This is a genomic window from Nocardia vermiculata NBRC 100427, from assembly GCF_001613265.1.
Lineage (GTDB): Bacteria > Actinomycetota > Actinomycetes > Mycobacteriales > Mycobacteriaceae > Nocardia > Nocardia vermiculata.
Map to the genome: position 1 here is coordinate 96,274 of NZ_BDCA01000010.1, position 24,807 is coordinate 121,080.

The 24,807-nt window shown below is 67.4% G+C and carries 21 protein-coding genes; 9 read left to right on the top strand and 12 right to left on the bottom strand.

Annotated features, from left to right (window positions below; genetic code table 11):
* Window positions 1–29: 29 nt before the first annotated feature.
* The 7 genes from NV2_RS13540 to NV2_RS13570 form a co-directional block, all read right to left on the bottom strand.
* Window positions 30–1,667 (bottom strand): MFS transporter, encoded by a 1,638-nt coding sequence (locus NV2_RS13540; RefSeq protein ID WP_067872884.1) that lies wholly within the window; start codon window positions 1,665–1,667, stop codon window positions 30–32.
* Complete coding sequence (glsA, locus tag NV2_RS13545; protein WP_067872887.1) at window positions 1,664–2,680, bottom strand: glutaminase A; 1,017 nt, start codon at window positions 2,678–2,680, stop codon at window positions 1,664–1,666. Before glsA ends, NV2_RS13540 begins: the two co-directional genes overlap by 4 nt.
* 319 nt (window positions 2,681–2,999) lie before the next feature.
* On the bottom strand, window positions 3,000–4,535 hold the full coding sequence (locus NV2_RS13550; RefSeq protein ID WP_067872890.1) for an acetyl-coenzyme A carboxylase carboxyl transferase subunits beta/alpha: 1,536 nt from the start codon (window positions 4,533–4,535) through the stop codon (window positions 3,000–3,002).
* Between the two features lie 25 nt (window positions 4,536–4,560).
* On the bottom strand, window positions 4,561–5,163 hold the full coding sequence (locus tag NV2_RS13555; protein ID WP_174550587.1) for a GTP-binding protein: 603 nt from the start codon (window positions 5,161–5,163) through the stop codon (window positions 4,561–4,563).
* Window positions 5,144–5,518 carry a DUF742 domain-containing protein gene (locus tag NV2_RS13560; RefSeq protein WP_067872893.1) on the bottom strand — a complete coding sequence of 125 codons (375 nt, stop codon included), beginning with the start codon at window positions 5,516–5,518 and terminating at the stop codon, window positions 5,144–5,146. Before NV2_RS13560 ends, NV2_RS13555 begins: the two co-directional genes overlap by 20 nt.
* A 7-nt stretch (window positions 5,519–5,525) precedes the next feature.
* Window positions 5,526–5,939, bottom strand: coding sequence for a roadblock/LC7 domain-containing protein (locus NV2_RS13565; RefSeq protein WP_067872896.1), 414 nt, complete (start codon window positions 5,937–5,939; stop codon window positions 5,526–5,528).
* Window positions 5,936–9,790 (bottom strand): ATP-binding protein, encoded by a 3,855-nt coding sequence (locus tag NV2_RS13570; protein ID WP_084474566.1) that lies wholly within the window; start codon window positions 9,788–9,790, stop codon window positions 5,936–5,938. The genes NV2_RS13565 and NV2_RS13570 overlap by 4 nt, the downstream gene beginning before the upstream one ends.
* Before the next feature lie 317 nt (window positions 9,791–10,107).
* Between NV2_RS13570 and NV2_RS13575 the strand changes: the two genes are divergently transcribed.
* The 5 genes from NV2_RS13575 to NV2_RS13595 all read left to right on the top strand — a co-directional run bounded on the left by NV2_RS13575 (window position 10,108) and on the right by NV2_RS13595 (window position 16,153).
* Entirely contained in the window at window positions 10,108–12,177 is a 2,070-nt protein-coding gene (locus NV2_RS13575) for an AMP-binding protein (protein WP_067872900.1), read from the top strand.
* Between the two features lie 109 nt (window positions 12,178–12,286).
* Window positions 12,287–12,679 (top strand): hemophore-related protein, encoded by a 393-nt coding sequence (locus NV2_RS13580; RefSeq protein ID WP_067872902.1) that lies wholly within the window; start codon window positions 12,287–12,289, stop codon window positions 12,677–12,679.
* Window positions 12,680–12,731: 52 nt separating this feature from the next.
* The gene (locus NV2_RS13585) at window positions 12,732–13,436 is read left to right on the top strand and encodes a response regulator transcription factor (protein ID WP_245662589.1); all 705 of its coding nucleotides are present in this window, start codon (window positions 12,732–12,734) and stop codon (window positions 13,434–13,436) included.
* 88 nt (window positions 13,437–13,524) lie between these two features.
* Window positions 13,525–14,919, top strand: a complete 1,395-nt coding sequence (locus NV2_RS13590; protein WP_084474612.1) for a sensor histidine kinase — start codon at window positions 13,525–13,527, stop codon at window positions 14,917–14,919.
* Window positions 14,920–14,989: 70 nt separating this feature from the next.
* On the top strand, window positions 14,990–16,153 hold the full coding sequence (locus tag NV2_RS13595; RefSeq protein WP_157102889.1) for a YhgE/Pip domain-containing protein: 1,164 nt from the start codon (window positions 14,990–14,992) through the stop codon (window positions 16,151–16,153).
* Window positions 16,154–16,173: 20 nt separating this feature from the next.
* Here NV2_RS13595 and NV2_RS13600 read toward each other — a convergent pair whose 3' ends face one another.
* A complete protein-coding gene (locus NV2_RS13600) occupies window positions 16,174–16,533 on the bottom strand; it encodes an FKBP-type peptidyl-prolyl cis-trans isomerase (protein WP_067872911.1) in 360 nt (119 codons plus the stop codon).
* 139 nt (window positions 16,534–16,672) lie between these two features.
* Between NV2_RS13600 and NV2_RS13605 the strand changes: the two genes are divergently transcribed.
* On the top strand, window positions 16,673–17,476 hold the full coding sequence (locus NV2_RS13605) for a TrmH family RNA methyltransferase (protein WP_067872914.1): 804 nt from the start codon (window positions 16,673–16,675) through the stop codon (window positions 17,474–17,476).
* A 26-nt stretch (window positions 17,477–17,502) separates the two neighbouring features.
* Complete coding sequence (locus NV2_RS13610) at window positions 17,503–17,796, top strand: DUF2537 domain-containing protein (RefSeq protein ID WP_067873101.1); 294 nt, start codon at window positions 17,503–17,505, stop codon at window positions 17,794–17,796.
* 16 nt (window positions 17,797–17,812) lie between these two features.
* Here NV2_RS13610 and NV2_RS13615 read toward each other — a convergent pair whose 3' ends face one another.
* The 4 genes from NV2_RS13615 to NV2_RS13630 form a co-directional block, all read right to left on the bottom strand.
* The gene (locus NV2_RS13615) at window positions 17,813–18,535 is read right to left on the bottom strand and encodes a DUF6928 family protein (RefSeq protein WP_245662590.1); all 723 of its coding nucleotides are present in this window, start codon (window positions 18,533–18,535) and stop codon (window positions 17,813–17,815) included.
* Window positions 18,536–18,629: 94 nt separating this feature from the next.
* A complete protein-coding gene (sepH, locus tag NV2_RS13620; protein WP_067872920.1) occupies window positions 18,630–19,715 on the bottom strand; it encodes a septation protein SepH in 1,086 nt (361 codons plus the stop codon).
* 300 nt (window positions 19,716–20,015) lie between these two features.
* Window positions 20,016–21,143, bottom strand: coding sequence for a phosphoserine transaminase (gene serC / locus NV2_RS13625; protein WP_067872923.1), 1,128 nt, complete (start codon window positions 21,141–21,143; stop codon window positions 20,016–20,018).
* Between the two features lie 58 nt (window positions 21,144–21,201).
* Window positions 21,202–22,344 carry a citrate synthase 2 gene (locus NV2_RS13630; RefSeq protein ID WP_067872926.1) on the bottom strand — a complete coding sequence of 381 codons (1,143 nt, stop codon included), beginning with the start codon at window positions 22,342–22,344 and terminating at the stop codon, window positions 21,202–21,204.
* A 191-nt stretch (window positions 22,345–22,535) separates the two neighbouring features.
* On the opposite strand from NV2_RS13630, the gene pdxH reads away from it, so the two are divergent.
* Both pdxH and NV2_RS13640 read left to right on the top strand, forming a co-directional pair.
* Window positions 22,536–23,186 (top strand): pyridoxamine 5'-phosphate oxidase, encoded by a 651-nt coding sequence (gene pdxH, locus NV2_RS13635; RefSeq protein ID WP_067873103.1) that lies wholly within the window; start codon window positions 22,536–22,538, stop codon window positions 23,184–23,186.
* 204 nt (window positions 23,187–23,390) lie between these two features.
* Complete coding sequence (locus NV2_RS13640) at window positions 23,391–24,704, top strand: MFS transporter (RefSeq protein ID WP_084474615.1); 1,314 nt, start codon at window positions 23,391–23,393, stop codon at window positions 24,702–24,704.
* The last annotated feature ends 103 nt before the right edge of the window (window positions 24,705–24,807 follow it).

Sequence of the window (24,807 nt, forward strand, 5' to 3'; positions counted from 1 at the left end):
GGGAAAAGCGCGGCCGGGTGAGTGGGTGCCTACTTCCGGTCCTCGACGCCCACCGGTGACGGGTCCGGGATCTCGTCCGGCTTGTACCGGGGCAGCCGCGCGGCGGGGATCAGTGCCAGCGCGCTGAGACCGGCCAGGATCAGCAGACCGAACTTCAAGGTGCGCAGCCGGACGTCCTCGTTGATCGCGATCGCGGATTCGATCTGTTCCGGCGTCGCGTCGGTTCGCTCGAGTACCTCGCGGAGCTGGTCGTTGCCGACGAAGTTCACATTGTCCAGATCCACCTGCTGAATCAGACTGTCCGGCAGGGTCACATCGGCGCTCACCTGCTGGGTCACGAAGAACCCGAGGACGGTGACCAGCAACGCGCCCATCACGGCGGTACCCACCGCCGACGCCAGATTCTGCGCGGTGCCACGGATCGAGCCCACGTCGCCGGCAAGCGTTTTCGGCGCCGAGGTCACCAGCACGTTGAACACCAGCGTCACCATCGCGCCCTGGCCGATACCGAAGACGATCAGGCCGATGATCGTGGGCGCGGTCTCCCAATTGTTGGTCACCACATAGGCGAGCCAGATCAGCGCCACCGTGGTGAAGCCGAAGGAGAACATGCCGATCGCCCGCGGGGTGAAGGTGCGATAGGTGCGGACCACCAGCGTCGCCGCGACGAAAACGGTCAGATTGAACGGCATCATCGCGATCGAGGTGTCGAACGGGGAACGCCCCTGCACGATCTGAATGTAGAGCGGCACCGTGAAATTCAGCGCGGCCTCCATCACGACCACGATGAACATCGCGTACACCGCCGCCCGCTCGCGGAAGCTCCCCAACACCGAGAGATCCACCAGCGGTTGACCACCCGCGCGGGTGCGGCGCACCGTCCACAGCACGAAGGCCTGGCCGAGTACCAGCCCCACCACGATGAACACCGGCGCGGGCGAGACACCGACCAGGTCGAACGGTGCCGACGGCGAGGCGAATACGACGCCCCAGGAGTTCATATTGTTGAACCCCACTGTCAGCAGCACGATTCCGGCGCCGATCAGCAGCGCCGCGACCAGGTCGATCTTCGTCTCGGGATCGCCGCTGTCCGAACGCAGCGTGAAGCTGAACGCGAATACCGCCAGCGCGATCACCAGCACGATCACGTACATCGGCCGCCAGCCGACCAGGCTGCCCAGCGCGCCACCGATGAGGAAGGCGCTCACCCCGGAGATCGCGCGGGCCGAGCCGAGCGAGCCGACGGCGGTGGCCTGCTGCGTTCCGTGATAGTTCTCCGCGATCAGCGCGACCAGGGCCGGCACGATCACCGCCGCCGAACCACCCGCGACGGCCTGCGCCGCGATCGCCCACGCCACCGTCGGGGAGGCGATCATCATCACCGACGAGACGGCGAAGGTCAGCACCACGATGCGGAAGATCACGAGCCACCCGAACCGCCGGCCCAGCTTGGCACCCACCATGACCAGTGCCGCCACCGCGATGCCGTAGGTGACGATGGTCGAACTGACCACGGTCGGCGCGACATCGAAATCGTCGACCATGCCGCCCAGCGAAATCGGTAGCGCGGCCACATTCACCGACATCAGCATCTGGGCCAGGAACAGGCCGATCATCGGCAGCCAGGAGGCGCGGACCTCGGTTTCGGAGGTCGTTGTCGTCGTCATGATCGGGCACCTTCCGCTAAACCTGCATGTGCTGCGGACGCGAAGACGTTCAGACCCAGCGTTCGAGACAGAAAGGCCGTCGCGCGCGCACCACGTTCGCTGTTACCGGCACTGTCCAGCGGCGGAGAAAACGTGCCGATCGCGCCCTTCCCCGGAGCAATCGCGACGATGCCACCGGCCACACCGGATTTCGCGGGCAAACCGACCTCGAACAACCACTCCCCCGAACGCTCGTACATCCCGGACGAAGTGAGCACCGCCAGCGTGTCCCGGCAGACCTCCGCCGAGACGACACGCACGCCGGTCATCGGGTTGACCCCACCACCGGCCAGCGTCGCTCCCATCACCGCCAGATCCCGGGCGTCGACGCGCAACGAACACTGCCGGGTGTACGTGTCGACCACCTCCATCGGATCCACGATGATCCGGTGGTAGCTCTGCAGGAGGCGCGCGATGGCCAGGTTGCGCTGGTTGGTGGCCATTTCCGAGCGGTAGACCTCGCCGTCGAGCCGCAGATTGCGCCCCGCGAAGTCCGAGAGACCGGAGCGAACGAACTCCCATTGCTCGGCCGCGCTCGCACCGGGCGTCATCGCTGTCGTCGCCAGCGCACCCGCATTCACCATCGGATTCATCGGATGACCGTCGTTGAGCTCGATCGCCATCACGGAATTGAAGGCCATCCCGGTGTTGTTCACTCCTACCCGATCGAGCACCACCTCGTGCCCCAGGTGTTCGCAGACCAACGCGTAGACAAACGCCTTGGCAATCGACTGGATCGTGAACTGGGCCTCGATGTCGCCCGCCGCGTGGATACCTCCTTCCACCTCGGCGACGGCGACCGCGAACAGACGCGGATCGGCCCTGGCCAGACCGGGAATATAGTCGGCTACCGTGCCCGCATCATGGTCTCGATACCGCTCGTGAGCCATGTCGACCAGTTCGTCGACCCGGGCTCCCCGCGGCAGATCACCGGTAAAGACCGCCTGTTCGACATCCCCGACATCCAGATCCATCGATGCTCCGTCCCTGCCGCCTCATCGCGCATCCCGCCCGTGAGGAGCGCCGATCGCAGAATCCGGCCGGGCGCCGGACACACCCGGCACATTCACCTGGACCGCGCCCCTCGGGCACCCAGGCTCGGCCGGCACACGCGGCAGAACTCTGTGGCCGAGTATCACCGCCGGAGCGCAGCCACCCCGGGCCCGACACACGTCGTTACCAACCGGTTATTTCTCCCCGGCCGGGAAACACGCGACTACCGCGGGGCGGCCCGAGTGCGATCCAGCTCGATGTCGACACCCGCCGAGCTTCGGCCGATCGTGGTGATCGAACTCAGGAGGGCACACCCAGGCGGCGGTAGCGGTTGTGACGTTCGGCTCTGAGTTCCGGGATCGGACGGGCACGCAGGGCACCGAGTTCGGCCGCGATGGCGGCAACCATGCGGCGAGAGAAGTCGACGGGTTCGGCAGCGGCGTCGGGGTATTCGGGAACTATGCGGTCGACGATTCCGTCGGCCAGCAGATCGGGGGCCGGAACTCGTTGGGCGGCCGCTAGTTCGGCTGCGTGGTCGGTGTCGCGGAAGACGATGGCGCTGGCACCTTCGGGCGGTAGGGGCGCCAGCCAGCCGTGAGTGGCGGCCAGGACTCGGTCGGCGGGCAGGAAGGCCAGGGCACCGCCGCCGCTGCCCTGTCCCAGCAAGACCGAGACGGTCGGCGTGTCCAAGGTGACCAGATCGGCCAGACAGCGGGCGATCTCGGGTGCGAGGCCACGCTCCTCCGCCTCCCGGGACAACGCCGCACCCGCGGTATCGATCACCAGCACCAGCGGCAGACGAAGTTCGGCCGCCAGATGCATGCTGCGGCGGGCTTCGCGTAATGCCGCCGGGCCCATCGTATTCTCCTCGGACTGCCCGGAGCGGTCATGGCCGAAGACCACGCACGGCTCGCCGCGCAGTCTCGCCAGGGCATGCACCACGGTGCGGTCGGATTCGCCCTGGCCGGTGCCGCTGAGCGGCACCCGATCGGTGGCCTGGCGCAACAGCTCCCGGATTCCGGGGCGAGCGGGATTACGGGAGGTCAGAACAGAATCCCAGGCCGTGCTTGCCGATGCCGCCGACGAGCCGGAGGAAGGTTGCGATGGCACGGCATCGGGTTGTCCGATCGCGCGGGCCTCGACCGAGCTCGAAACCCGCTCCCCCGCAGTCGATACCGTCACATTCAGCACTCGGTGGGCAATTCGCCGGAAGAACCGTACCGGCACCACACCGTCGATAACACCGTTGCGGTAAAGGTTTTCGGCGGTCTGCACCCCTTCGGGGAACGGCCGGTCGTAGAGCGCCTCGTAGACCCGCGGGCCGAGGAATCCGATCAGCGCGCCGGGTTCGGCGAAAGTCATATGTCCGAGGGAACCCCAGGACGCGAACACCCCGCCCATCGTCGGGTTGCGTAGATACACCAGGTACGGATGGCCCGCTGCCTTGTGCTCGGCCACCGCGCCGGCGATCTTCACCATCTGCACGAAGGCCACCGTGCCCTCCTGCATACGGGTACCACCGGAGGTCGGCGAGGCGAGCAGCGGCAAACCGGATGCGGTGGCGCGCTCGACGGCGGTGACGATACGTTCGGCCGCTGCGACACCGATGGATCCGGCGAGAAAGCCGAACTCACAGGCGACAACGGCCACGCGACGACCGCGCAGCAGACCCTCGCCGGTCAGGACCGATTCGTCACTACCGCTGCGCTGCTGCGCAGCGACCAGTTCCGCACGGTAGGTGGGCGAGGCGGGCACCCCGATCGGCTCTCGATCCCAACTTCGAAACGAACCGGGATCGAGCAGACCGTCGAGTACCTCACGCGCCGAGATCTTCACGACACGAGGGTAACCGCGCGGGAGTTCAGTACCCCTGAACCACCTTGCGCAACGCGTACTCGGTGACCGAGACCAGCGCCTGCTTCACCGGCTCCCGCCGGCGAGCATCGAGCGACATGATCGGCACATCCGCCGGTACCGCCAGCGCCTGGCGGATATCCTCCAGCGGGTAACGCGGTGCGTCGTCGAACTCGTTGATGGCCACCAGGAACGGCAGCCCCCGAGCTTCGAAATAGTCGACAGCTGCGAAGCTGTCTTCGAGCCTTCTGGTGTCGATCAGCACTACAGCCCCGATGGCGCCGCGAATCAGGTCGTCCCACATGAACCAGAAGCGGTACTGGCCGGGTGTGCCGAACAGATAAAGCACCAAATCATCGGCGAGGCTGATCCTGCCGAAGTCCATGGCCACCGTGGTGGTGGCCTTAGTCGGCACGGCGGCCAGGCTGTCAACGCCCACACTGGCGTTGGTCACCAAGGCCTCGGTGCGTAGCGGAACGATCTCCGATACCGCACCGACCAGAGTCGTCTTGCCTACCCCGAAGCCACCGGCTACCACGATCTTCGCAGAAGTCGGTTTGGCGCTACGGGTATCGACCTGGGCCGTCGAATCAAATACGCCGGAGTCCACTGAGAACCCTTTCGATCAGCTCGCGACGTTCATCGTCGCTCGAATCGTCTTTCAAAGTCGCCGAAACTCGCACATGTCCCGCCTCGATGAGGTCAGCCACGAGTACTCGTGCCACCCCGATCGGAATACCCAGTCGGGCAGCTAGTTCCGCAACAGACGGCGATTCTCTGCACAACTCCACGATTGACGTTTCGATGTTGGTCAGTTCGAACTGCCGCTCCAGGGCGACCGGATGCGATGCGACGAGCGCCTCCAAGGCCAACTCGACCTTCGGTCGCGTACGACCGGCAGTCAGCGAGTACGGCCGGACGAGGCTCGGCTCGGCGCTCCCCACGTGCTGGTTGTCTATGTCCATCCCACCATCAGGAACTCATCGGAACGCGTGGAGTGGCCTGCACCGTCTGGCCTACGCGCTCGACCAACAAGGCCATTTCGTATCCCACCTGGCCGATATCGCACGACGTGTTCGTCAGCACGGCCAGGTAGGAACCGTCTCCGACTGCCATCAGCAGTAGGTAACCATGTTCCATCTCGACCACCGACTGCAGCACGGTGCCGCCTTCGAACAGGTTCGAGACGCCGACAGAGAGACTGGCCAGCCCTGCGGTCACCGCCGACAACTGTTCGGCTCTGTCGACGGGTAGCTGAGCACTGGCGGCCATCAGTAGCCCGTCCGCCGAAACCAGCACGGCATGGGCGACGCCCGGAACCTCGTTGGCGAAGTTCGAAACCAGCCAATCCAGCTGACGGTTTGTACCACCTAGATCGGGGTTCATCGGTCTCCTTTATCTCCGGTTAGGTTCATTGCTCCCATTGCGCGGCCATCCCGGACGCCCTGCTGGTGACGACTCAGACTTGACCTGATCGACTCTGGGTCACGGCTCGGCGTCCTGTCGGCCCGACCGGTAACGCCACCGGGGACCAGGCGATTACCGGGATCACGTTGTGGCAATCCGGATGCCGTCCGCTTATCCGACGAGGTTTCCACTGCCCGCCGGGCGGCCTGCCAGCCTTCGTCCCCAGGGGAGTCGAAGGAGGCGGCGACTTGGGACCGGTCCGCGCTCGGGTCCGAGAGCCACGCCGACATCATTTCGGCGAAGATCGGGGTACCACCGCCCGTGGGACCGGCATCGGCTGCGGGCTGCAGCCGGGTCTGGAAGAACGAAGCTGTCTTCTCCGGATTGGACCGGTAGCTGTGCCGACCGCGCTCGCGACCGTCCGCACCGGCGGATTCCGGGTTCGCACCCTCGCCCGAGCTGTCCGGATTCGCACCGCTACCGGGCAGGCTCAGCCCCGGCACCGGCTCGGGCCGCGGCGGCAGATCCGCACCGGGCCGACGCTGCGGCAGACCACCCGCGGCCGGATCACGCTGCGGCAGACCGCCGCCGGAAGGATCACGCTGCGGCAGGCCACCACCTGCCGGACCACGCTGCGGCAAACCACCTGCAGCCGGGTCCTGCTGCGGCAGACCGCCACCGGAAGGATCACGCTGCGGCAAACCACCTGCGGCCGGATCGCGCTCCGGAAGCCCACCACCGGCAGGCCCACGCTGCGGCAGCCCACCTCCGGCGGGACCACGCTGCGGGAGCCCACCACCAGCAGGCCCACGCTGCGGCAGACCGCCCGCAGCCGGATCACGCTGCGGGAGCCCACCACCGGCGGGTCCACGCTGCGGCAGCCCGTTTCCGGCATTGCGCTGCGGCATACCGGCAGCACCGTTGCCGGTATCGGACAGGCCACGCACCGCGGCATCGGGCGCCGGGGCACCGCTGCTGCCGGGACTACGCCGTGGCAGACCGGCACCCCCCGGTGCGCCCTGACCGCGTTGCGGCAGGCCACCCGCATTCGGTGCGCCGGCATCGGGACCACCGGCGAGAGCACCACCGGCATCGGGAGCGCCACCGTCGGGAGCCGCGCCGGGCGAGCCGTCTCGCTGCTGCGGCGCATCCGCGGCGCCCCGTCCGGGGGCACCGTTGGTTCCCGGAGTGCGCCGCGGCAGACCGTTGGGACCCGGGTCACGCGGTGCCGGTGGGGCGGCGGGGTTGCCCGCATCACCCGCGGCGGGCGGCGGTGTCGCAGGGCCACGCTGCGGCAGGCCCGGTTCCCGCGGCGGCATGCCGCCGGCACCGGACTCACGCTGCGGCAGGCCGTTACCTCCCGGAGCACGCTGCGGCAGACCGCCGTCGCCCTGCACGCTCGGCCGTGGCGGCTGGTTGGCCGCACCGGGCTGACGCTTGAGCATGTTCGCGGCCAGACCTGAGGTCGGCTGCGGCGTAGTCGTCCCGCCGCGCTGCGGCAGATTGGTATTCGGTGCTCCCTGCGGGCTGTTGGCACCGGGCTCGCGCTGCGGCAATCCCGCGGCACCGGATTCCGACATCCGGGTGGTGGCATCGGCACCCGGCCCGGCCTGAGCGTCGGCGAGCGGATGCCGCGTGGCCGGACCACCGTTGGTGCCCGGTTGACGCTGCGGCAGACCGCCCGGAGTGGCATTACCCGGCTGACGCTGCGGCAGACCACTCGCCGTGGTCCCGTTCACGGCCGGGGCGGGTGCACCGTTGCTCCGGACCGTGCGGTCGTCGCCACCGACGGGCGGCACCACCGGAATCGGGCCGCTGTTGCTCGGATCGACGGTCACCATCATGTTGCCGCTCGGCGTACGGGTGATGCCGCGCGTCTGCATCGACGGTGCGGCCTGCCGCTGGATCGGCCCGGAGCCCTCGATCTCGTCCGGCACCGACAGCGAACCGCCCGACGGCGCCACGATGATCGCCTTCGGTACGTGCACGGTCACCGTGACACCCGGGTCACGGGCGGTGTCGAAGGTCGGGCGCAGATTGACGTTCAGACCGTGCCGCTCGGCCAGCCGGCTGACGACGAACAGGCCCATGTGGCGGGCGGTGTCCGTGCCGACCTCGGCAGTGGTTTCCAGGCGCCGGTTGATAGCGGCCATTTCCGCGGGCGGCATACCGATACCGCGGTCGGCGACCTCGATCAGCAGGCCCTGGTCGTGTGCCTGCGCAAAGGTGAACTTCACGTCCGTCTCCGGCGGCGAGGCCCGCAGCGCGTTGTCCAGCAGCTCGGCGAACAGGTGCGCGAGGTCGGATGCGGCCGGTTCGGTAATGGCGCCGCGCGGGGTGGCGCCCAGTTTCACGCGCTCGTAATCCTCGACCTCGGAGATGGCCGCACGCAGCACGTCGGCGATCTCGACCGGGGCCGACTTGGACCGCCGCTGCCGGGTACCGGCCAGAATCAGCAGGTTGTCGCCGTTTCGGCGCATACGAGCGGCGAGATGGTCGAGCCGGAACAGGTTCTCCAGCAGGCGCGGATCCTTCTCGTCGTACTCCATCGCCTCGATGAGTGAGAGCTGATGGTCGACGAGCGATTTGGAGCGCCGCGCCAGGGTTTCGAACATGTCGTTGACCTGGGTACGCATCGAGGCCTGATCGGCTGCCAGCCGCAGGGCCTGACCGTGGATGTCGTCGATCGCGCGGGCGAGCTGGCCGACCTCTTCCTCGGTGTGGACCGGCATCGGCTCCAGCGGCACATCCTCGGGGCTGGCTCCATCGCGCAGACGCGAGGACTCGTAGCCGAGGTCGTGCTCGGCGACGCGCAGGGCCGCCAGGCGGAGCTTGCGCAGCGGCACGATCATCGCCCGCGCCACGAGCACCGCGAAGATCAGCGCCGCCAGAATGGTCAGCACCACGATGACCGCGTACTGGACCGCACCCGATCGGGCATCCTGCGCCAGGCTCTTCACCTGCGAGGTGATGTCACCGGTCGAGGAATCCACGATCGTGGCGTAGCCGGCCAAACTGTCGACCAGCGATTGCCGCACATCCATCACCGGGAACTGGCCCAGTTCGACCGCGGGATCGTCGGCCACCGCGATGCGGCTCTGGAGCAGGCGGTTCAGTTCGGCGATCGTCGGATCACCGTCGGGGAAGCGCTTGCTGAGCAGGCCCAGCATGTACTTCTCTGTGTTGTTCGCGAGGTCGAAGTCGTGCAGACCGGCCTCGGTCTCGCCGGACAGAGTCTTCGACAGCGCCGCGACCGACGACACCATGACAGCGCGGGTGTTCAGCGAGTCGACCAGACGCAGCTTGGCGGCGTCGACTCCCTGATCGGAGATCGTCGAAACGATCTGCTCCACCGTCTCGACACTGTGCTGGCGGATCGCCTCTTCCTGGGCGAGCGCTTGGTCGAGGTTCGGCGACGGCGCCAGTCCCTGGTCCCGGACCGCCTGGGCGCCCTCGATCATCTGGTCGAGTGCATCGCGGGCACCGGGAACGCCGTCCAGCTTGCCGGCGGCCTTCTTCGCCCGTTCGATAGCACCGTCCAACTTCGGCAGGTCGGAATCCTGCACCAGTGATTTGCCGCCGAACGACACCATCTGACCGCTGGCGACGATTGCCGAATAGGCACTCAGACCGGTTACCGCCGGGATGGCCTCGACGTGCTCGACGGAACCGTTCAGCTTGCTCGAGTCGCCGAACTCGGACGCGATTCTGGAAGCGCCGAGCACCACCGCGACGAGCAGCGGCACGGCCAGCACGGCCGTGACCTTCCAGCGCAGGTCCCAGTTGCCGAGCGCCCAGCGCCTCCCAACGGGCCTAGCGGCGTCACGCATCTCCAACTCACTTTCCAAACTGGCCCCAGCCACGCGCCATCAGCGAGCCTCCACGATCGCATGCACGGCTCGACATGCAGTACGGGCCTGGAACTGCGGCTGGCCGAGAATAAGCGTCCACGACGGCCGAATATGTGACATGCGATTCTAACGGATCAATAACTTCTTGTGTGACCGCTTGGCACCCACTGTTCCTCGAGCTGGCTGCTGCAGCCAGAATCAAAGGTCGCGGCGGCCGCCCGGACGTCGCGTGAAGTCTGCCACAATCAGGCTGATCTATCGAGGCGGGTTTCGAGGCGAGGCAGGGAGTCATACGGTTGAACGCGAATCAGGAGTACCGACCCACCTACCAGACGAGTCTGGTCGACCCTTCGGACTTCTGGCGCCACGCGGCCGAGGCGATCAGCTGGGATGTAGCTCCCACTGAGATTCTCGACACCGCGGCACGTCCGGCGGCTCGGTGGTTCCCCGATGCTCGCCTCAACACCTCCTACAACGCTCTCGATCGCCATGTGCGTGATCTCACAACGGATTCCGGCTCGCCGGGTGACGATACCGGAGCCGATCGCGAACCGTTCATCGCGGACAGAACCGGCGGCCGCGCACATCAGCCCGCCCTAATATACGACTCCGCTATGACGGGCTCGACGCGCGTCCTCACCTATGCCGAACTCCTTGCCGAAGTGGCGCAGTTCGCGGGTGCGATGCTGCGCCTGGGGGTGCGCACCGGGGACCGCGTCGTGATCTACATGCCGATGATCCCCGAGGCCGTCGTCGCCATGCTGGCGTGCGCCCGGATCGGCGCCGTGCACTCGGTGGTCTTCGGCGGATTCGCCGCGCACGAACTGGCCGCGCGCATCGACGACGCCGAACCGGTGCTCATCGTCACCGCCTCCGGCGGGCTCGAGCCGAACAAGCGGATCGAGTACCCGCCGATCGTGCTGCAGGCGCTGGATCAGGTGCACACCACTGCCGTTCGGCATGTGGTCGTCAAACAGCGCGACGGTTTCGCGACGATCCCGTTCGCCGCCCCGCAACCGGCAACCGGAACGTTGCCGGATTCCGCCGCGACCGTCGTCGCGCGCTGGCTGGACTGGGAGGACATGGTTCGCGACGCCGAGCCCGCCGCCCCCGTTCCGGTCGCCGCGACCGACCCGCTCTATATCCTCTACACCTCCGGTACCACCGGTAAGCCGAAGGGCGTGGTCCGCGACAACGGCGGCCATGCCGTCGCGCTGGCCTGGTCGATGCGCAATATCTACGACGTATCCCCCGGTCAGACCATGCTGACCACCTCCGATATCGGCTGGGTGGTCGGACACTCCTATATCGTCTACGCCCCACTGCTGGTCGGCGCGACCACGGTGATGTACGAGGGCAAGCCGATCGGAACCCCGGATTCGGGCACCTTCTGGCGACTGGTCGAGCAGTACCACGTGGACGTGATGTTCACCGCTCCCACCGCATTGCGGGCGATTCGCCGGGCCGACCCCGAGGCCGCGCTGGCCCGCCGGCACGATCTGTCCTCGTTGCGTGCGCTGTTCTGCGCGGGTGAACGCCTCGACCCGGCCACCTACGAGTGGACCAGAGAAACCGTGCTGGCCGATCGCCCGGATTGTCCGGTCGTCGATCACTGGTGGCAGACCGAAACCGGTTGGCCGGTCTGCGCGAATCCCCTGGGCCTGCAGGAATTGCCGGTGAAGCCGGGGTCGGCAGCCGTTCCGGTGCCCGGCTACCGGCTCCGAGTCCTCGACTACGAGGGCGATGCGGTGCCGACGGGTTCGGAGGGCAATATCGTGATCGGCCTGCCGCTGCCGCCGGGATCACTCACCGGGCTGTGGCGCGACGACGCACGGTTCGAGCGGTCGTATCTGTCGACGTATCCCGGCCACTATCTGACCGGCGACTCGGGCTACTTCGACGACGACGGCTACCTGTTCATCCTCGGGCGCAGCGACGATGTGATCAACATGGCGGGACACCGGCTCTCGGCCGGCGGTATAGAAGCGGTGGTCTCACACCATCCCAGCGTCGCCGAGACGGCCGTGATCGGCGTCGCCGACGAGCTCAAGGGTCAGCGTCCGATCGCCTACGTGGTGCTCAAGACCGGCGTCGACACCGAACTGGCCCAGCTGCGCACCGAACTGACCGCGCTGGTCCGCGAACAGATCGGCGCCATCGCAACCTTGCACGATGTCACGGTGGTGCGGGCACTGCCCAAGACCAGATCCGGAAAGATCCTGCGACGCACCATCCGCCAGATCGCCTCCGGTGAGAGCTGGGAGATGCCCGCCACCATCGAGGACCCCTCGGTCCTGATCGCCCTCGAGGATCAGCTGCTGGCCGGAACCGACCCGACGGCACGCGATACCGAGGTCGGCTCCTGACCACCCCATGTGATGTGGCACTCATGGTGTTCTCAGAAACGGTTCATCGGAGCCCCAGATTCGGTAGATAGCGTGCCGGGAACGTAGCTACCGAGCACAGGAGAGAAATATGCGCATTCGCCCGAGGACCCGCGCCGTTGCCGCAACCACGCTCACCGCGGCGGGCCTCGCCGCCGGAGCTGCCCTGCTGGTGCCCGCCACGGCATCCGCCGAACCGACCGAATTGTTTGCCCCACTGCTGAATTCGAGCTGCAGTTTCGAACAGATCGATGCCGCACTGCACACCGAGAATGCGCAGCTCGCCGGGATCCTGGACGCCAATCCGGACAAGAAGGCCGAACTGAAGGCGAAATTCGATCAGCCGGTGCAAAAGCGGCAGGCCGAATTCCAGCAGTACCTGGCCGAGCACCCGGACCAAGCTCAGCAGGCACAGAACGACCCGCGCGCCGCGGGAATCAGCGACACCGTCCAGAAAGTGGCCGACACCTGCCACAACTACTGACGCCGCAGTCGGAGCCCGCCCGCGGAGTGCATAGCTAATTACACTGCACACCGTGACGAGCAGCGAGAATCCGACGGTGCTGGTGGTCGACGACGACGAGGACGTGCTGTCGTCGGTCGAACGCGGTTTGCGGCTGTCCGGTTTTCGGGTGGTGATCGCCCGGGACGGGGCAGCCGCGCTGCGCAGTGTCGCCGACGAGGCACCGGATGCGATCGTGCTCGATATGAACATGCCGGTCCTCGACGGTGCGGGCGTGGTGACGGCATTACGGGCGATGGGCAACGAGATACCGATCTGCGTCCTCTCGGCCCGCAGTTCGGTCGACGAGCGGATCGCCGGGCTGGAATCGGGCGCCGACGACTATCTGGTGAAGCCCTTCGTCCTCAAGGAATTGGTCGCCCGGATCCGGGCGCTACTGCGCAGACGCACCGATAATGCCCCGGCGGCGGCACCGGGGTCGATTACCGTGGGACCCCTGCACATCGATGTCGCGGGATATCGCGCCCTCCTGCACGGCAACGAAATCGAGTTGACCAAAAGGGAATTCGAATTGCTCTGCACACTCGCCCGCAACGCGGGAGTGGTGCTGAGCCGGGAGCGACTACTGGAGCTGGTGTGGGGTTACGACTTCGCCGCGGACACCAATGTGGTGGACGTATTCGTCGGCTACCTGCGCCGCAAGCTGGAAAGCGACGGCACGCCACGGCTGCTGCACACCATTCGCGGCGTCGGCTTCGTGCTGCGAGCGCCCAAATGAGCGCGGTGCCGACAGTGATGAGCGGTGTGCGGACCGGGACGTGCACAGTGCCGAAAGCATCGCAACGGCCGGTGACCGGAAGGCCGGGATGACGGAGCCGCACCCGCGCCGACGGCGGCAGATCCCCGGCTTGCGCCGGTCCTACTCGCTGCGCACCAGAGTGGCGGGGGCCGCGGCACTCGGCGCGATCATCATCACCGCGGTGCTGAGCTGGGTGTCCGTGGTCGCACTCGGCCGCAACAGTCTCGCGCAGGCCGACCAGGAACTCACCATCGCTTCGCGCATCGTGCTGATGCAGCCGATCGTCGCCGTGGGCGTGCTGTCACTGGTGAGTCCCAACAAGGAGATGGCGGTGACCGTCCGCGACGACGGCAGGGTGATCGCCTCGACCAGTCTCGAACTGCCCGCGCAGGATCCGGGAACACACACCGTCACCTTGGAGGACACCCCGTACCGGGTGCTCACCACCACCGAGAATCAGCCCGGCGGGCGCACCGTGTCGATGGCGATTCCGCTGACCGACGCCTATCACACCATGTCCGAACAGCGGCGGTGGGTGTTGTTCGCCGCCGGGGTCGCGGTGGCCGCCGCGGCGGGGCTGGGCTGGCTGTTCGGCGGTAGTGCGGTCCGGCCGATCCGCGACCTGACCCGACAGGTCGGTGCACGCAGCGGTACCGGCAAGCCCGAGGCCCGGGTGGACGGTTCGGGCGTGTGGGAGGCGGAAAAACTCGGCGACGCCGTGAATTCACTGCTGGAGCGGGTGCATCACGCCCAGGCCGAGACGGCGGCCGCCCTCGAGACGGCCCGCGATTTCGCCGCCGTGTCGGCACACGAACTGCGCACGCCGCTCACCGCGATGCGCACCGACCTCGAGGTGCTGCGCACCCTCGACCTGGACGAGGCGCAACGCGCGGAAATCCTCGACGACCTGCATCGCAGCCAGGGGCGAGTGGAGACCACACTGGCCGCTCTGGAACGGCTCGCCGCCGGTGAGCTGACCGACGAACGCGACCATGTCGAAACCGATGTGGCCGATCTGGTCGACCACGCCGCGCACGATGCGATGCGGCATTTCCCGGAACTGACCGTCCGCGTCGACACCGATCCGGAACTCGTCACCCGTGGTCTCCCGGCCGGCCTGCGGTTGGCCGTCGACAACGCACTGACCAACTCCGCACGTCACGGCGGCGCCACTCGAGCGCTGGTGTCCGCGCATCGGCAGGCCGGTGGATGGATCGTGATCTCCGTGGACGACGACGGCGCGGGAATTCCGGCGGCCGAACGGCAGAGCGTGTTCGACCGCTTCATTCGCGGTGCCGGTGCCACCAAGGGCGGTTCCGGGCTGGGGCTGGCGCTGGTGGCACAGCAGGCCCAATTGCACGGTGGTCGCGCTTATTTCGACGACGGCACCCTGGGCGGGGTACGCCTGGTACTGGAGCTGCCGGACCGTCCGATGCCGGCCCCCAACTCACCACGGGCATAGGCGCAAGCCCTCACAGTCCCTTCAGATCTCCGCCAGTCGCGGCACATTCACCGTCGCTACCTTGGGGTTCGTGGCAAACAGCAGCTTTCGGTGGATCACGTTCGTAGCAGCAGGTCTGGTGGTCGCCGGCACGGTGGCGGGCGGGGTGATCGCCACGCACGATCGCGGTGCCCCCGACGACATCGCAATCGTCAACTCCGACACCGGTCCTGTCGGGGCGGCGATCTCCCGATCCTTGACAGAGTCCGACAGTGAAAAGTGGACCGAGGCCGGTCCCGGAGCACAGGCTGCGGACCACGCGGCGGTGATTACTCTGCCCGCCGATCTCAGCACCTCACTGACGACGTTCACCTCGGCACGACCGCACCGCGCACAACTCACCGTGGTGACCAACGAGCAGGCCGACACCGCCCTGGTCGACGCCGCGGTGACGGAAGTGACGCGGCGTATCTCCGCGGCCGCGGTGGACAACAACCTGGCCGCAGTAGCGCAGGCCCGTGGCTCGATGCAGCAGGCCGCGTTCACCTCACAACTGCTCGACGCGGGCGTGCGAACCGCGTCCGGCGCCGCCGACCAGTTCGGCGGCGAGGCCCAGCAGATGCTGGATGTGCTGAATTCCGCTCGGACCGGTGCCGGTGCGCTGACCGCCCGGCTCGGTGAGGTTCATACGGCCCTCGGCCAGGCCGGAACGCAGGCAGACGATCTCGCCGGAGCCTTCGACGCGACCGGGGTCACCTTGGGTGACATCAGCAGCAGCGCCGCGGCGATGAGCAGCGGTCTCGACCAGGTGCTGCCGGTACTGCGCGCACTGCCCGCCGCCGATCCGCGGTTGACCGATGTCATCGGCAAACTCGAGGCCCTGAACACCATCGCGAGCCGGACCACGAGCCAGTTGACGGGGCTGACCCAACTGACCGGCAGCAGTTCCGGCCCCGATGTCGGACTCGGGACCGTACTGCACGATGCGGCGCACCGCTTGGGCACCGTTCGTTCGGAACTCGATCGGGGCGCCGCATTGGCCGGCCGGATACCGCAGCTCGCCGACGAGGCAGCCGGCCAATTGCAGACCGCGCTACAGACGGTCGGCAGCGGCGTGACCCAGATGCAGCTGATCTCGACGAATCTGACCGATCAAACCGGTACAGCCCTCGCCGCACTACCGGCGCACAGTAGCGGAGGACAGTCCGCGCTCGCGACGAATCTGTCGGACCCGGTCGACGTGGTCCGGCAGTGATCGCGGCGGTCGACCTCGAATCAGACCACGTTCAGCAGATCGATGACGAAGACGAGAGTCTTGCCCGCCAGCTGGTGGCCGGTGCCCGCAGGACCGTAGGCCAGCTCCGGGGGCACGGTCAGCTGGCGACGGCCGCCGACCTTCATACCCGGGATTCCCTCCTGCCAACCCTGGATCAGGTTGTTCAGCGGGAAGGTGATGGATTCGCCGCGGTTCCAGGACGAATCGAATTCCTCGCCGGTGTCGTACTCGACGCCGACGTAATGCACCTCCACGGTGCCGCCGGGCACAGCCTCGGCGCCCTCACCCTCGACGAGATCCTTGACAACGAGCGTGCTGGGCGCGGGGCCGTCCTGGAACTCGATTTCCGGCTTGGTCATGCGTCCTCTTCCCTTGCGATGGGTAAATCGTTCGGTGGATAAACCAATGAAGAATTCACCATAGTGTCACCTCCCAAACCGTGTTCTACGCGACAGTTGAATCGCGCCGGGCGATCACGAGGAGGCAGGATAGATGCCTGTGGCCCATGTGATCGATATCGTCGACCCTGGCGACCCGCGGGTCGCCGACTTCCGCGACCTCAATTCCGCCGATCGCCGACCGGACATCCAGGGTGGGAAAGGCCTGGTCATCGCCGAGGGGGTGGTGGTCGTGCAGCGCATGCTCGCCTCACGCTTCCGGCCCTTCGCACTCCTGGGAGTGGGCCGCCGGATCGAACAGCTCGGCGTCGATCTGGCCGGAGTGGACGTGCCCTGCTACCGCGTCGGTGCCGAAGTGATGGCCGAGATCATCGGATTCCATCTCAATCGCGGCATCCTCGCCGCCGCGTACCGCCCGCCGGAGTTCCTGTCGGAGGAGATCCTGCCCACCGCGCGTACGGTGGCGGTTCTCGAAGGGGTCAACGATCACGAGAACATCGGCTCGATCTTCCGCAATGCCGCCGGGCTCGGCGCCGACGCGGTGCTGTTCGGTGATCGCTGCGCCGATCCGCTGTACCGGCGCGCGGTGCGGGTATCGATGGGACATGCGCTGCGAGTGCCGTTCGCCTCGCTGCCCACCTGGCCCGACGGGCTACACGAGTTGCGCGAACAAGGTTTCCAGATCATCGCGCTCACCCCGAATCCGGAAGCGATGAACCTGGCGACCGCGATGACCGGCGACCGCGTCGCCCTGCTGCTCGGCGCGGAGGGGCCCGGCCTGACCGAGGCGGCGATGCGGGCCACCGATATTCGCGCGCGGATTCCGATGACCCCCGGTACCGATTCACTCAATGTCGCGACGGCGGCAGCGATGGCGTTCTACGAACGGGTGCGCACCTCGTGACCCGGCCCGGTGATGTGCACGACCCGATGGACCCCACTGCCGCGGCCGGTGCGCCGGAGCCCACACCGTGGGCGATGGGTCTCACGGTGAGCGCGTTCATCGCCGTACTCACCGGCGCGGCGGTGTATTCGTTCGGAATCGCACTGGCTCATGTGCATTGGACGCTCGCGGTCGCGGTGAACGTGATCGCCGCCGGAGGTACCGCACCGACCGCGTGGCGTTGGCGGCATACGCCGGTCACCCGCTGGGTACTGGCCGGAATCGGCGTCGGAGTTCTCGTCGGCTGGGTCGTTCTGCTCGTCGGCGCCGCGGTCCGATAGTCCTCGGCCCGCCCGCTCAGCACACCCGATCGCGGTTGCGCAACCAGCCGAACCAGCGCTTCGCCGACAGTGTGGTCCGGGACCGTCCGTGCTCCGGTTTCCGCCCGTCCGCACCGATGGTGAATCCGCACACCGCGATCTCCTCCGGCCGCAGCGCAGTTCCGGAACTTCCGGTGCCGTACCGGAATCCGAGCCATTGCTCATTGGCGGCGTCGGCGAATTCGGGCGGCTCGAAAGGCAGGATCTGCGGGTCGGGAAAATCGCCGGGCCGTAAACGGACCGGATGTTCCCCTGCCCAGTATCCCCGCTCCCACACGAGCGGCAGTCCCTCGTCCTCGACGATGTGCACGCGGGTCGCGCTGAACGCGCGGCGCAGTTCCCCGCGCTCCCAGTGCGCGAAAGCGCCCCAGCCGAGCGGCATGTCGTAGGACACGAGATAAGTGTGTTCGGAGGCCAGGGGGCGAACGAGTAGTTCGGGCAGCTGGGTCGGGTGGCTCCGGGACGCATCCACCGTGCAGATCACCGTGACCCCGGGAAAACAGCCGATGTACAGCGACCCCGGGTCCGGCCCGGACCACTGCCCCAACGTGCCGGAGTGCACCGGCGTCACCGCGACACCGGGATTGAGCTGTTCGGCGAGGGCGAGGGCGGCCTCGGGGTCCGGATCCGGATGGGCACGCAGCACGGCGGCGGGATCCGGTTCGTCGACATACCAGATCGACGAGGCTGTGGACGGCACCTGCGACACCTCCCGAGTTCGAACGGGTACTGGTGATGAATCGCACAATCGCCGCGGCCTGCCCGTCGACTTCCGGACGCGCCGCCTTCCGGGATCAGTGCCCGGAGCTGCGCACCCCGAGCAGCACGTCCTCCCAGGAGGGCATGGGCGCCTTACCGCGCTTGGCCCGGGCGGACTTCTGTGCTGGCTTGGCCGGCTCGGGCTTGGGCTGGGCAGCCTTGGCCGGAGCGGCCTTGGCGGCCGGAGCCGACTCCACGGCCGGCGTCGCCGCGGGCTCGACCGGAGCCGGGGCCGGCTCCGCGGCGGGAGCCACCGGTTCCGCCGGAGTGGACGGGGCCGGAGGGGCCGAGGATGCGGGTGCCGCCGAACCGGAATTCGATCCGGTGCCCGTCGGGTTGGCGGCCGCCGGCGCCTTGGCACTGACCGGGACGGCCGAACCGCCGACCGCGGGACGGTGCTCGAAATACTCCTCGACTTCGGGCCGCTCCGCCTCGACCACGGCCGCGGTCTGGTCGGCGGTGGCAGGTACCGGCTCCACCACGGGTGCGGGTTCGGCTGCGGCTTCCGGCAGGATGGTGGCCAGTCCGCGCAGTGCGCGACCGAAATCGGGATCGATGAGGTCGGAGGCCGGATCGTCGAGGGGAACCACCGAACCACCGTGCGCGTCGGGCTGATAGCGCCAGTGCGCGGCAATCACCGATCGACCGGCCTGCCACTGCAGCTGGGCGACCCAGAAGTTCTTCTCGTCCTTCCACGCATCCCATTCGGCGATGTCGATATTGTGCCCACGCTCGGCGAAGGCGGCGGACACGACGGTGATCAGCGTTTCCACCGCCGGACCGTCCTTGCGAACCGGATGTGCCTTCTGCGCCAGTTCCGCGGCGCGGGCACGCTCGAGCAACACCGGATAGGCGAAGCGCTCCACCCGGCTGGCCGGCATGCCGGATTCTTCGGTGACCTGTTCGACGGACGCACCCGCACGGATACGAGCCTGAATATCGCGAGGACGCATGGTCGCCTCCGTTTCGATCTCGATCTGGCCGAATCGGGCAAGGTCTCCACGCGCCGCGGCACGCAGCTTCTCGTCGGCGGGGAGCCGGTACTTCTGACCGGACTCGGCATCGACGCACACGATGTGCGCGGAATCGGGCGTCAATCCGATCACTCGAAGTTCACGCACCGTTACCTCCTTATCGCGCTGCGTCGATCACAGCTGCGCCGAGCACCATCCAGCTCGCGTCACCACCCACGTTCTGGAACAGTAGTGCACTCCTGTGGTCCGTGTGGCGAGACACGCGGCATTGAAATCTAACGCCGCGGTGCTGCAGACGGCTAATCTTCTCTGTTTCCACGCACGCTGCCGGGTGTCTCGGCGAGGCTCGAGACGGATTTCGGTTGGCGCGCACCACATCAGCGTAAACGCAAAAGCCGCGGAATTCCCGGAGGAATTTCCGCGGCTTTTCGCCTCACGGCAAAATGATCATGCGTTGATCTGCTGAACCACCCAGTCGATGGAGCGAGTCAGCTGGGAAATGTCCTCGGGATCGATCGCCGGGAACATTCCGACACGGAGCTGGTTGCGGCCCAGTTTCCGGTACGGCTCGGTATCGACGATGCCATTCGCCCGCAGCACCTTCGCCACCTGCGCGGCATCCACCGACGGATCGAAATCGATGGTGCCGACCACCTGCGACCGATGCTCCGGCTCCTTCACGAACGGTGTCGCGAATTCGCTGGATTCGGCCCAGGAATACAGCCGCGAGGACGAATCGAGGGTGCGCTTGACCGTCCAGTCCAGACCGCCGTTGTTGTTCATCCACTCGATCTGATCGGCGAACAGCAACAGGGTGGCCAGGGCCGGAGTGTTGTAGGTCTGATCCTTGAGGCTGTTGTCGATCGCGATCGGCAGCGACAGGAATTCCGGGGTGTAGCGACCCGAGTCCTTGATTTCGGAGACCCGCTCCAGCGCCGCCGGGCTCATCAACGCCACCCACAGACCGCCGTCCGAAGCAAAGCATTTCTGCGGCGCGAAGTAGTAGACGTCGGTATCGGCGATATTGACCGGCAGGCCGCCCGCACCGGAGGTGGCGTCGATGGCCACCAGCGCATTGTCGGAACCGGCCGGACGCTGCACCGGAACCGCCACACCGGTGGAGGTCTCGTTGTGCGCCCAGGCGATCACGTCGGCGGACGAATCCGATACCGGCTCGGGTGCGGTGCCCGGATCCGACGACACCACGATCGGGTCACCGATGAATGGGTTGCGCTTGGCGACCGCGGCGAACTTGGAGCTGAACTCGCCGTAGGTCAGATGCAGCGAACGATCCCGGATCAGGCCGAAGGCCGCGGCATCCCAGAACGCGGTGGTACCGCCGTTACCGAGCACCACTTCATATCCCTCGGGCAGCGAGAACAGGTCCCGCAGTCCGGTGCGGACCCGCGCCACCACGTCCTTGACCGGCTTCTGGCGATGGCTGGTGCCCATCACCGAGGAGCCGACCTCGACGAGGGAGCGCAGCTGTTCGGGGCGGACCTTGGAGGGGCCGCAGCCGAACCGGCCGTCGGCGGGCTTCAGATCGTCGGGAAGGCTCGGAAAGGCAGCGGTCATGGCATCGATCCTAAAGCGTGACGCGGGTCTCGCAGGTGGTGGGTGCGCGCACCGGGAGCTACCGGCCGACGCTCTCCCAGCCGGGCACCGTCTCCGCCTTGCGCGGCGCCGGTCCGGTGTAGATCGCGGCCGGACGCACCAGCTTGCCCAGCTGCTTCTGCTCGAGGATGTGCGCACACCAGCCCGCGGTCCGGCCGCAGGTGAACATGGCCGGCATCATGTGCGCGGGCACCTCGGCGAAATCCAGGATCACCGCGGCCCAGAACTCGACATTGGTTTCGATGGCGCGATCGGGACGGCGCTCGCGCAGTTCGGCCAGCGCGGCCTGCTCCAGCGCGGCAGCAACCTCGTAGCGCGGTGCGTCGAGCCGCTTCGCCGTGGCCCGCAGCACCCGGGCGCGCGGGTCCTCGGCCCGGTACACCCGGTGTCCGAAGCCCATCAGCTTTTCCTTGCGGTCCAGGATGCCCTTCACCAGAGCCCGTGCGTCCCCGGACTTCTCGACCTCTTCGATCATCGGCAGCACGCGGGCCGGAGCACCGCCGTGCAACGGACCCGACATGGCGCCGATCGCGCCGGACAGGCTCGCCGCCACATCCGCGCCGGTGGAGGCGATCACGCGGGCGGTGAAGGTGGAGGCGTTCATACCGTGCTCCGCGGCCGACACCCAGTAGGCGTCGATCGCCTCGGTGTGGCGCGGGTCCGGATCACCCTTCCACCGGCGCATGAAGCGTTCGGTGATGGTGCGGGACTCGTCGATCTCCTTCTGCGGCACCGCAGGCTGATAGATGCCCCGTGCGGACTGCGCCACATAGGACAGCGCCATCACCGAGGCGCGCGCCAGATTCTCCCGGGCCGTCGCATCGTCGATATCGAGCAGCGGCTGGTAGCCCCAGATCGGAGCCAGCATCGCGAGTCCGGCCTGGACGTCGACCCGCACGTCACCGGTGTGCACCGGAAGCGGGAACGGTTCGGCGGGCGGCAGTCCCTGCCCGAACTGCCCGTCGACGAGCAGTGCCCAGGCATCACCGAAGGTGACGTTGTTGGCGACCAGATCTTCGATATCCACGCCCCGGTAGCGCAGTGCGCCGCCGTCCTTGTCCGGCTCGGCGATGTCGGTGGTGAACGCCACCACACCTTCCAGGCCACTGACGAAATCGGGGGGTACGGCCGAAGCAGTAGGAGCCGCAGCGCTGGTAGTCATGTTTCGACTCTCCTTGCAAAGTGGTGCTCGCCGGCCATGTGCCACTCCGGCCGATCACCTGCAACCTTATCTCCCCAGTACTGGGGGGTAACGTCTGCGTCATGCGCGAGCAGCAGAATTCGCCGGGCTCCGTGGGAGACGACATCGACAGTCTCGACGCCGCGGCCCGCGCCGATCTCGATATCGCCGCCATGCGCGCCGAATACGGCGGCGACCCCGACCTCTCCGAGGACTGGCCGGCCGACGGCTGGGAACCGTTGTTGCGCAATTGGATCGAAATGGCCACCAGCGCCGGGATCACCGAACCCAATGCAATGGTGCTGGCCACCGTGGAACTGACCGACGACGGACCCCGGCCCGCCTCGCGCACCGTCCTGTGTAAAGGACTGTCGTCCGAGGGTGTGACTTTCTACACGAATTACGATTCGGCAAAGGGATTGCAACTGCACGCCGTCCCGTACGCGGCGGCAACCTTCGCGTGGCCGAAACTGGGCCGGCAAGTGAGCCTGCGTGGCCGGGTGGAGCAGGTCGCCTCCGAGATCACCACCGTGTATTGGCGTTCGCGGCCGCGTAATTCGCAGTTGGGCGCGTGGGCGTCGCGGCAGTCGCAGCCGGTCGCCTCGCGGGCGGACCTGGATCGGGCGCTGACCGATGTCACGACCCGTTTCGAGGGCGTGGACCAGATCCCGGTACCGGCGAACTGGGGCGGATACATCCTGCGGCCGGAGCAGGTCGAATTCTGGCAGGGACGGCGCAGCCGCCTGCACAACCGCGTTCGGGTGACGCTGCCGGACGGCCCGTCCGCGACGGCGTCTGCGCGGATCGAACGCCTGCAACCCTGAGCCGTCGCACCGACCCCACGCCCGGGTCGGTGCGAATGTGCCGAGTCGCGGATCCGGCCGACCCGGATATATTCATGGGATGTTTTCCAGGGGTCGGCAGCCGACCGGACTCACAGCGCAGCCCGTCCGGGTGCCGCCGGTCGAGCGGGCGGCATCCCTCCGGCAGGCGTGCGCGACACCCTCGATCCGGCGGGAAGTCTCGTCGTGAAAGTCCTCGCCGATACCGCTCCCCTGCGCAATCTCGACTACCGCCGGCTGTGGACGACCAATATCGTCACCGTCATCGGCGCCCAGCTCTCGGTGGTCGCGGTACCGCAGCAGATCTACCAGATCACCGGCAGTTCGGGATATGTCGGACTCGCGGGCGTCTTCGGGCTGGTCCCACTGATCGTGTTCGGCCTGTGGGGCGGTGCCGTCGCCGACGTGATGGACCGGCGCACCCTGCTGCTGATCACCAGCGTGGGCACCGGCCTGACCTCGGTGGGCTTCTGGTTACAGGCCGCGGCGGGCGTGAACAACGTCTGGCTGGTGCTCGGATTGTTCGCGGTGCAGCAGGCCTTCTTCGCGATGAACCAGCCGACCCGGGCCGCGATCATTCCGCGACTGCTGCCCGACGAACTGCTCCCGGCGGCCAACTCGCTGAATATGACCGTGATGCAGTTCGGCGCCATCGCCGGGCCGGTGACCGCGGGCGCGCTGATCAACGTGACCGGACTGTCGATGCTGTACCTGCTCGACTCGATCGCACTGCTCGCCACGCTGTGGGCGGTATGGAAACTGCCGCCCATCCCACCGACCGGGACGAAACGGCGCGCCGGGCTCGGCACGGTCGTGGAGGGCTTCGGTTATCTGGCCACCCAGCCGATCCTGTTGGCCTCCTTCGCCGTCGACATCATCGCCATGGTGTTCGGCATGCCGCGCGCACTGTTTCCCCAGATGGCACACGACGCCTTCGGTGATCCCGTGAGTGGCGGTACGGCCCTGGGACTGCTGTTCGCCGCGATGTCCGCGGGTGCGGTCGCGGGCGGAGTGTTCTCCGGCTGGCTCGGCCATGTACGCAGGCAGGGCCTGGCCGTGGTGGTGTGTATCGCGCTGTGGGGTGTGGCGATGCTGGGGTTCGGCCTCGCCGTCGGTGCCACCGGCCATCAGCTGAGCACCGGACTCGGCCTGTGGATCGCACTGGGCTGCTTGGCCTTCGGCGGTGCCGTCGATATGTTCTCCGCTGCACTGCGGACCAGTATGTTGCAGCAAGTCGCGACCGACGAGATGCGCGGGCGGTTGCAGGGCGTGTTCACCGTGGTCGTCGCGGGCGGCCCCCGCATCGGTGATGTTGCCCACGGTTTCACCGCCGCCGCCATGGGTACTGCTGTGGCAGCAGCGGGGGGCGGTGTGCTGGTGGTGATCGGTGTCGTGCTCGCCGCGGCGGTGTTCCCGGCCTTCGTCCGCTACCGCGTTCCCCGTGCCCACGCCGAGATTCCCGACGACCGAGACCCCCGCACCCGGGGTGCGAGCCACTAGCACGAGTGGCACCGTGAACTCACATCGCACGCATGTGACCGTGAGGTAGCCGATGGCGACCCTCACGAATCGACGTTACCGGCGAGCCGCTAGCGTTGAGGTA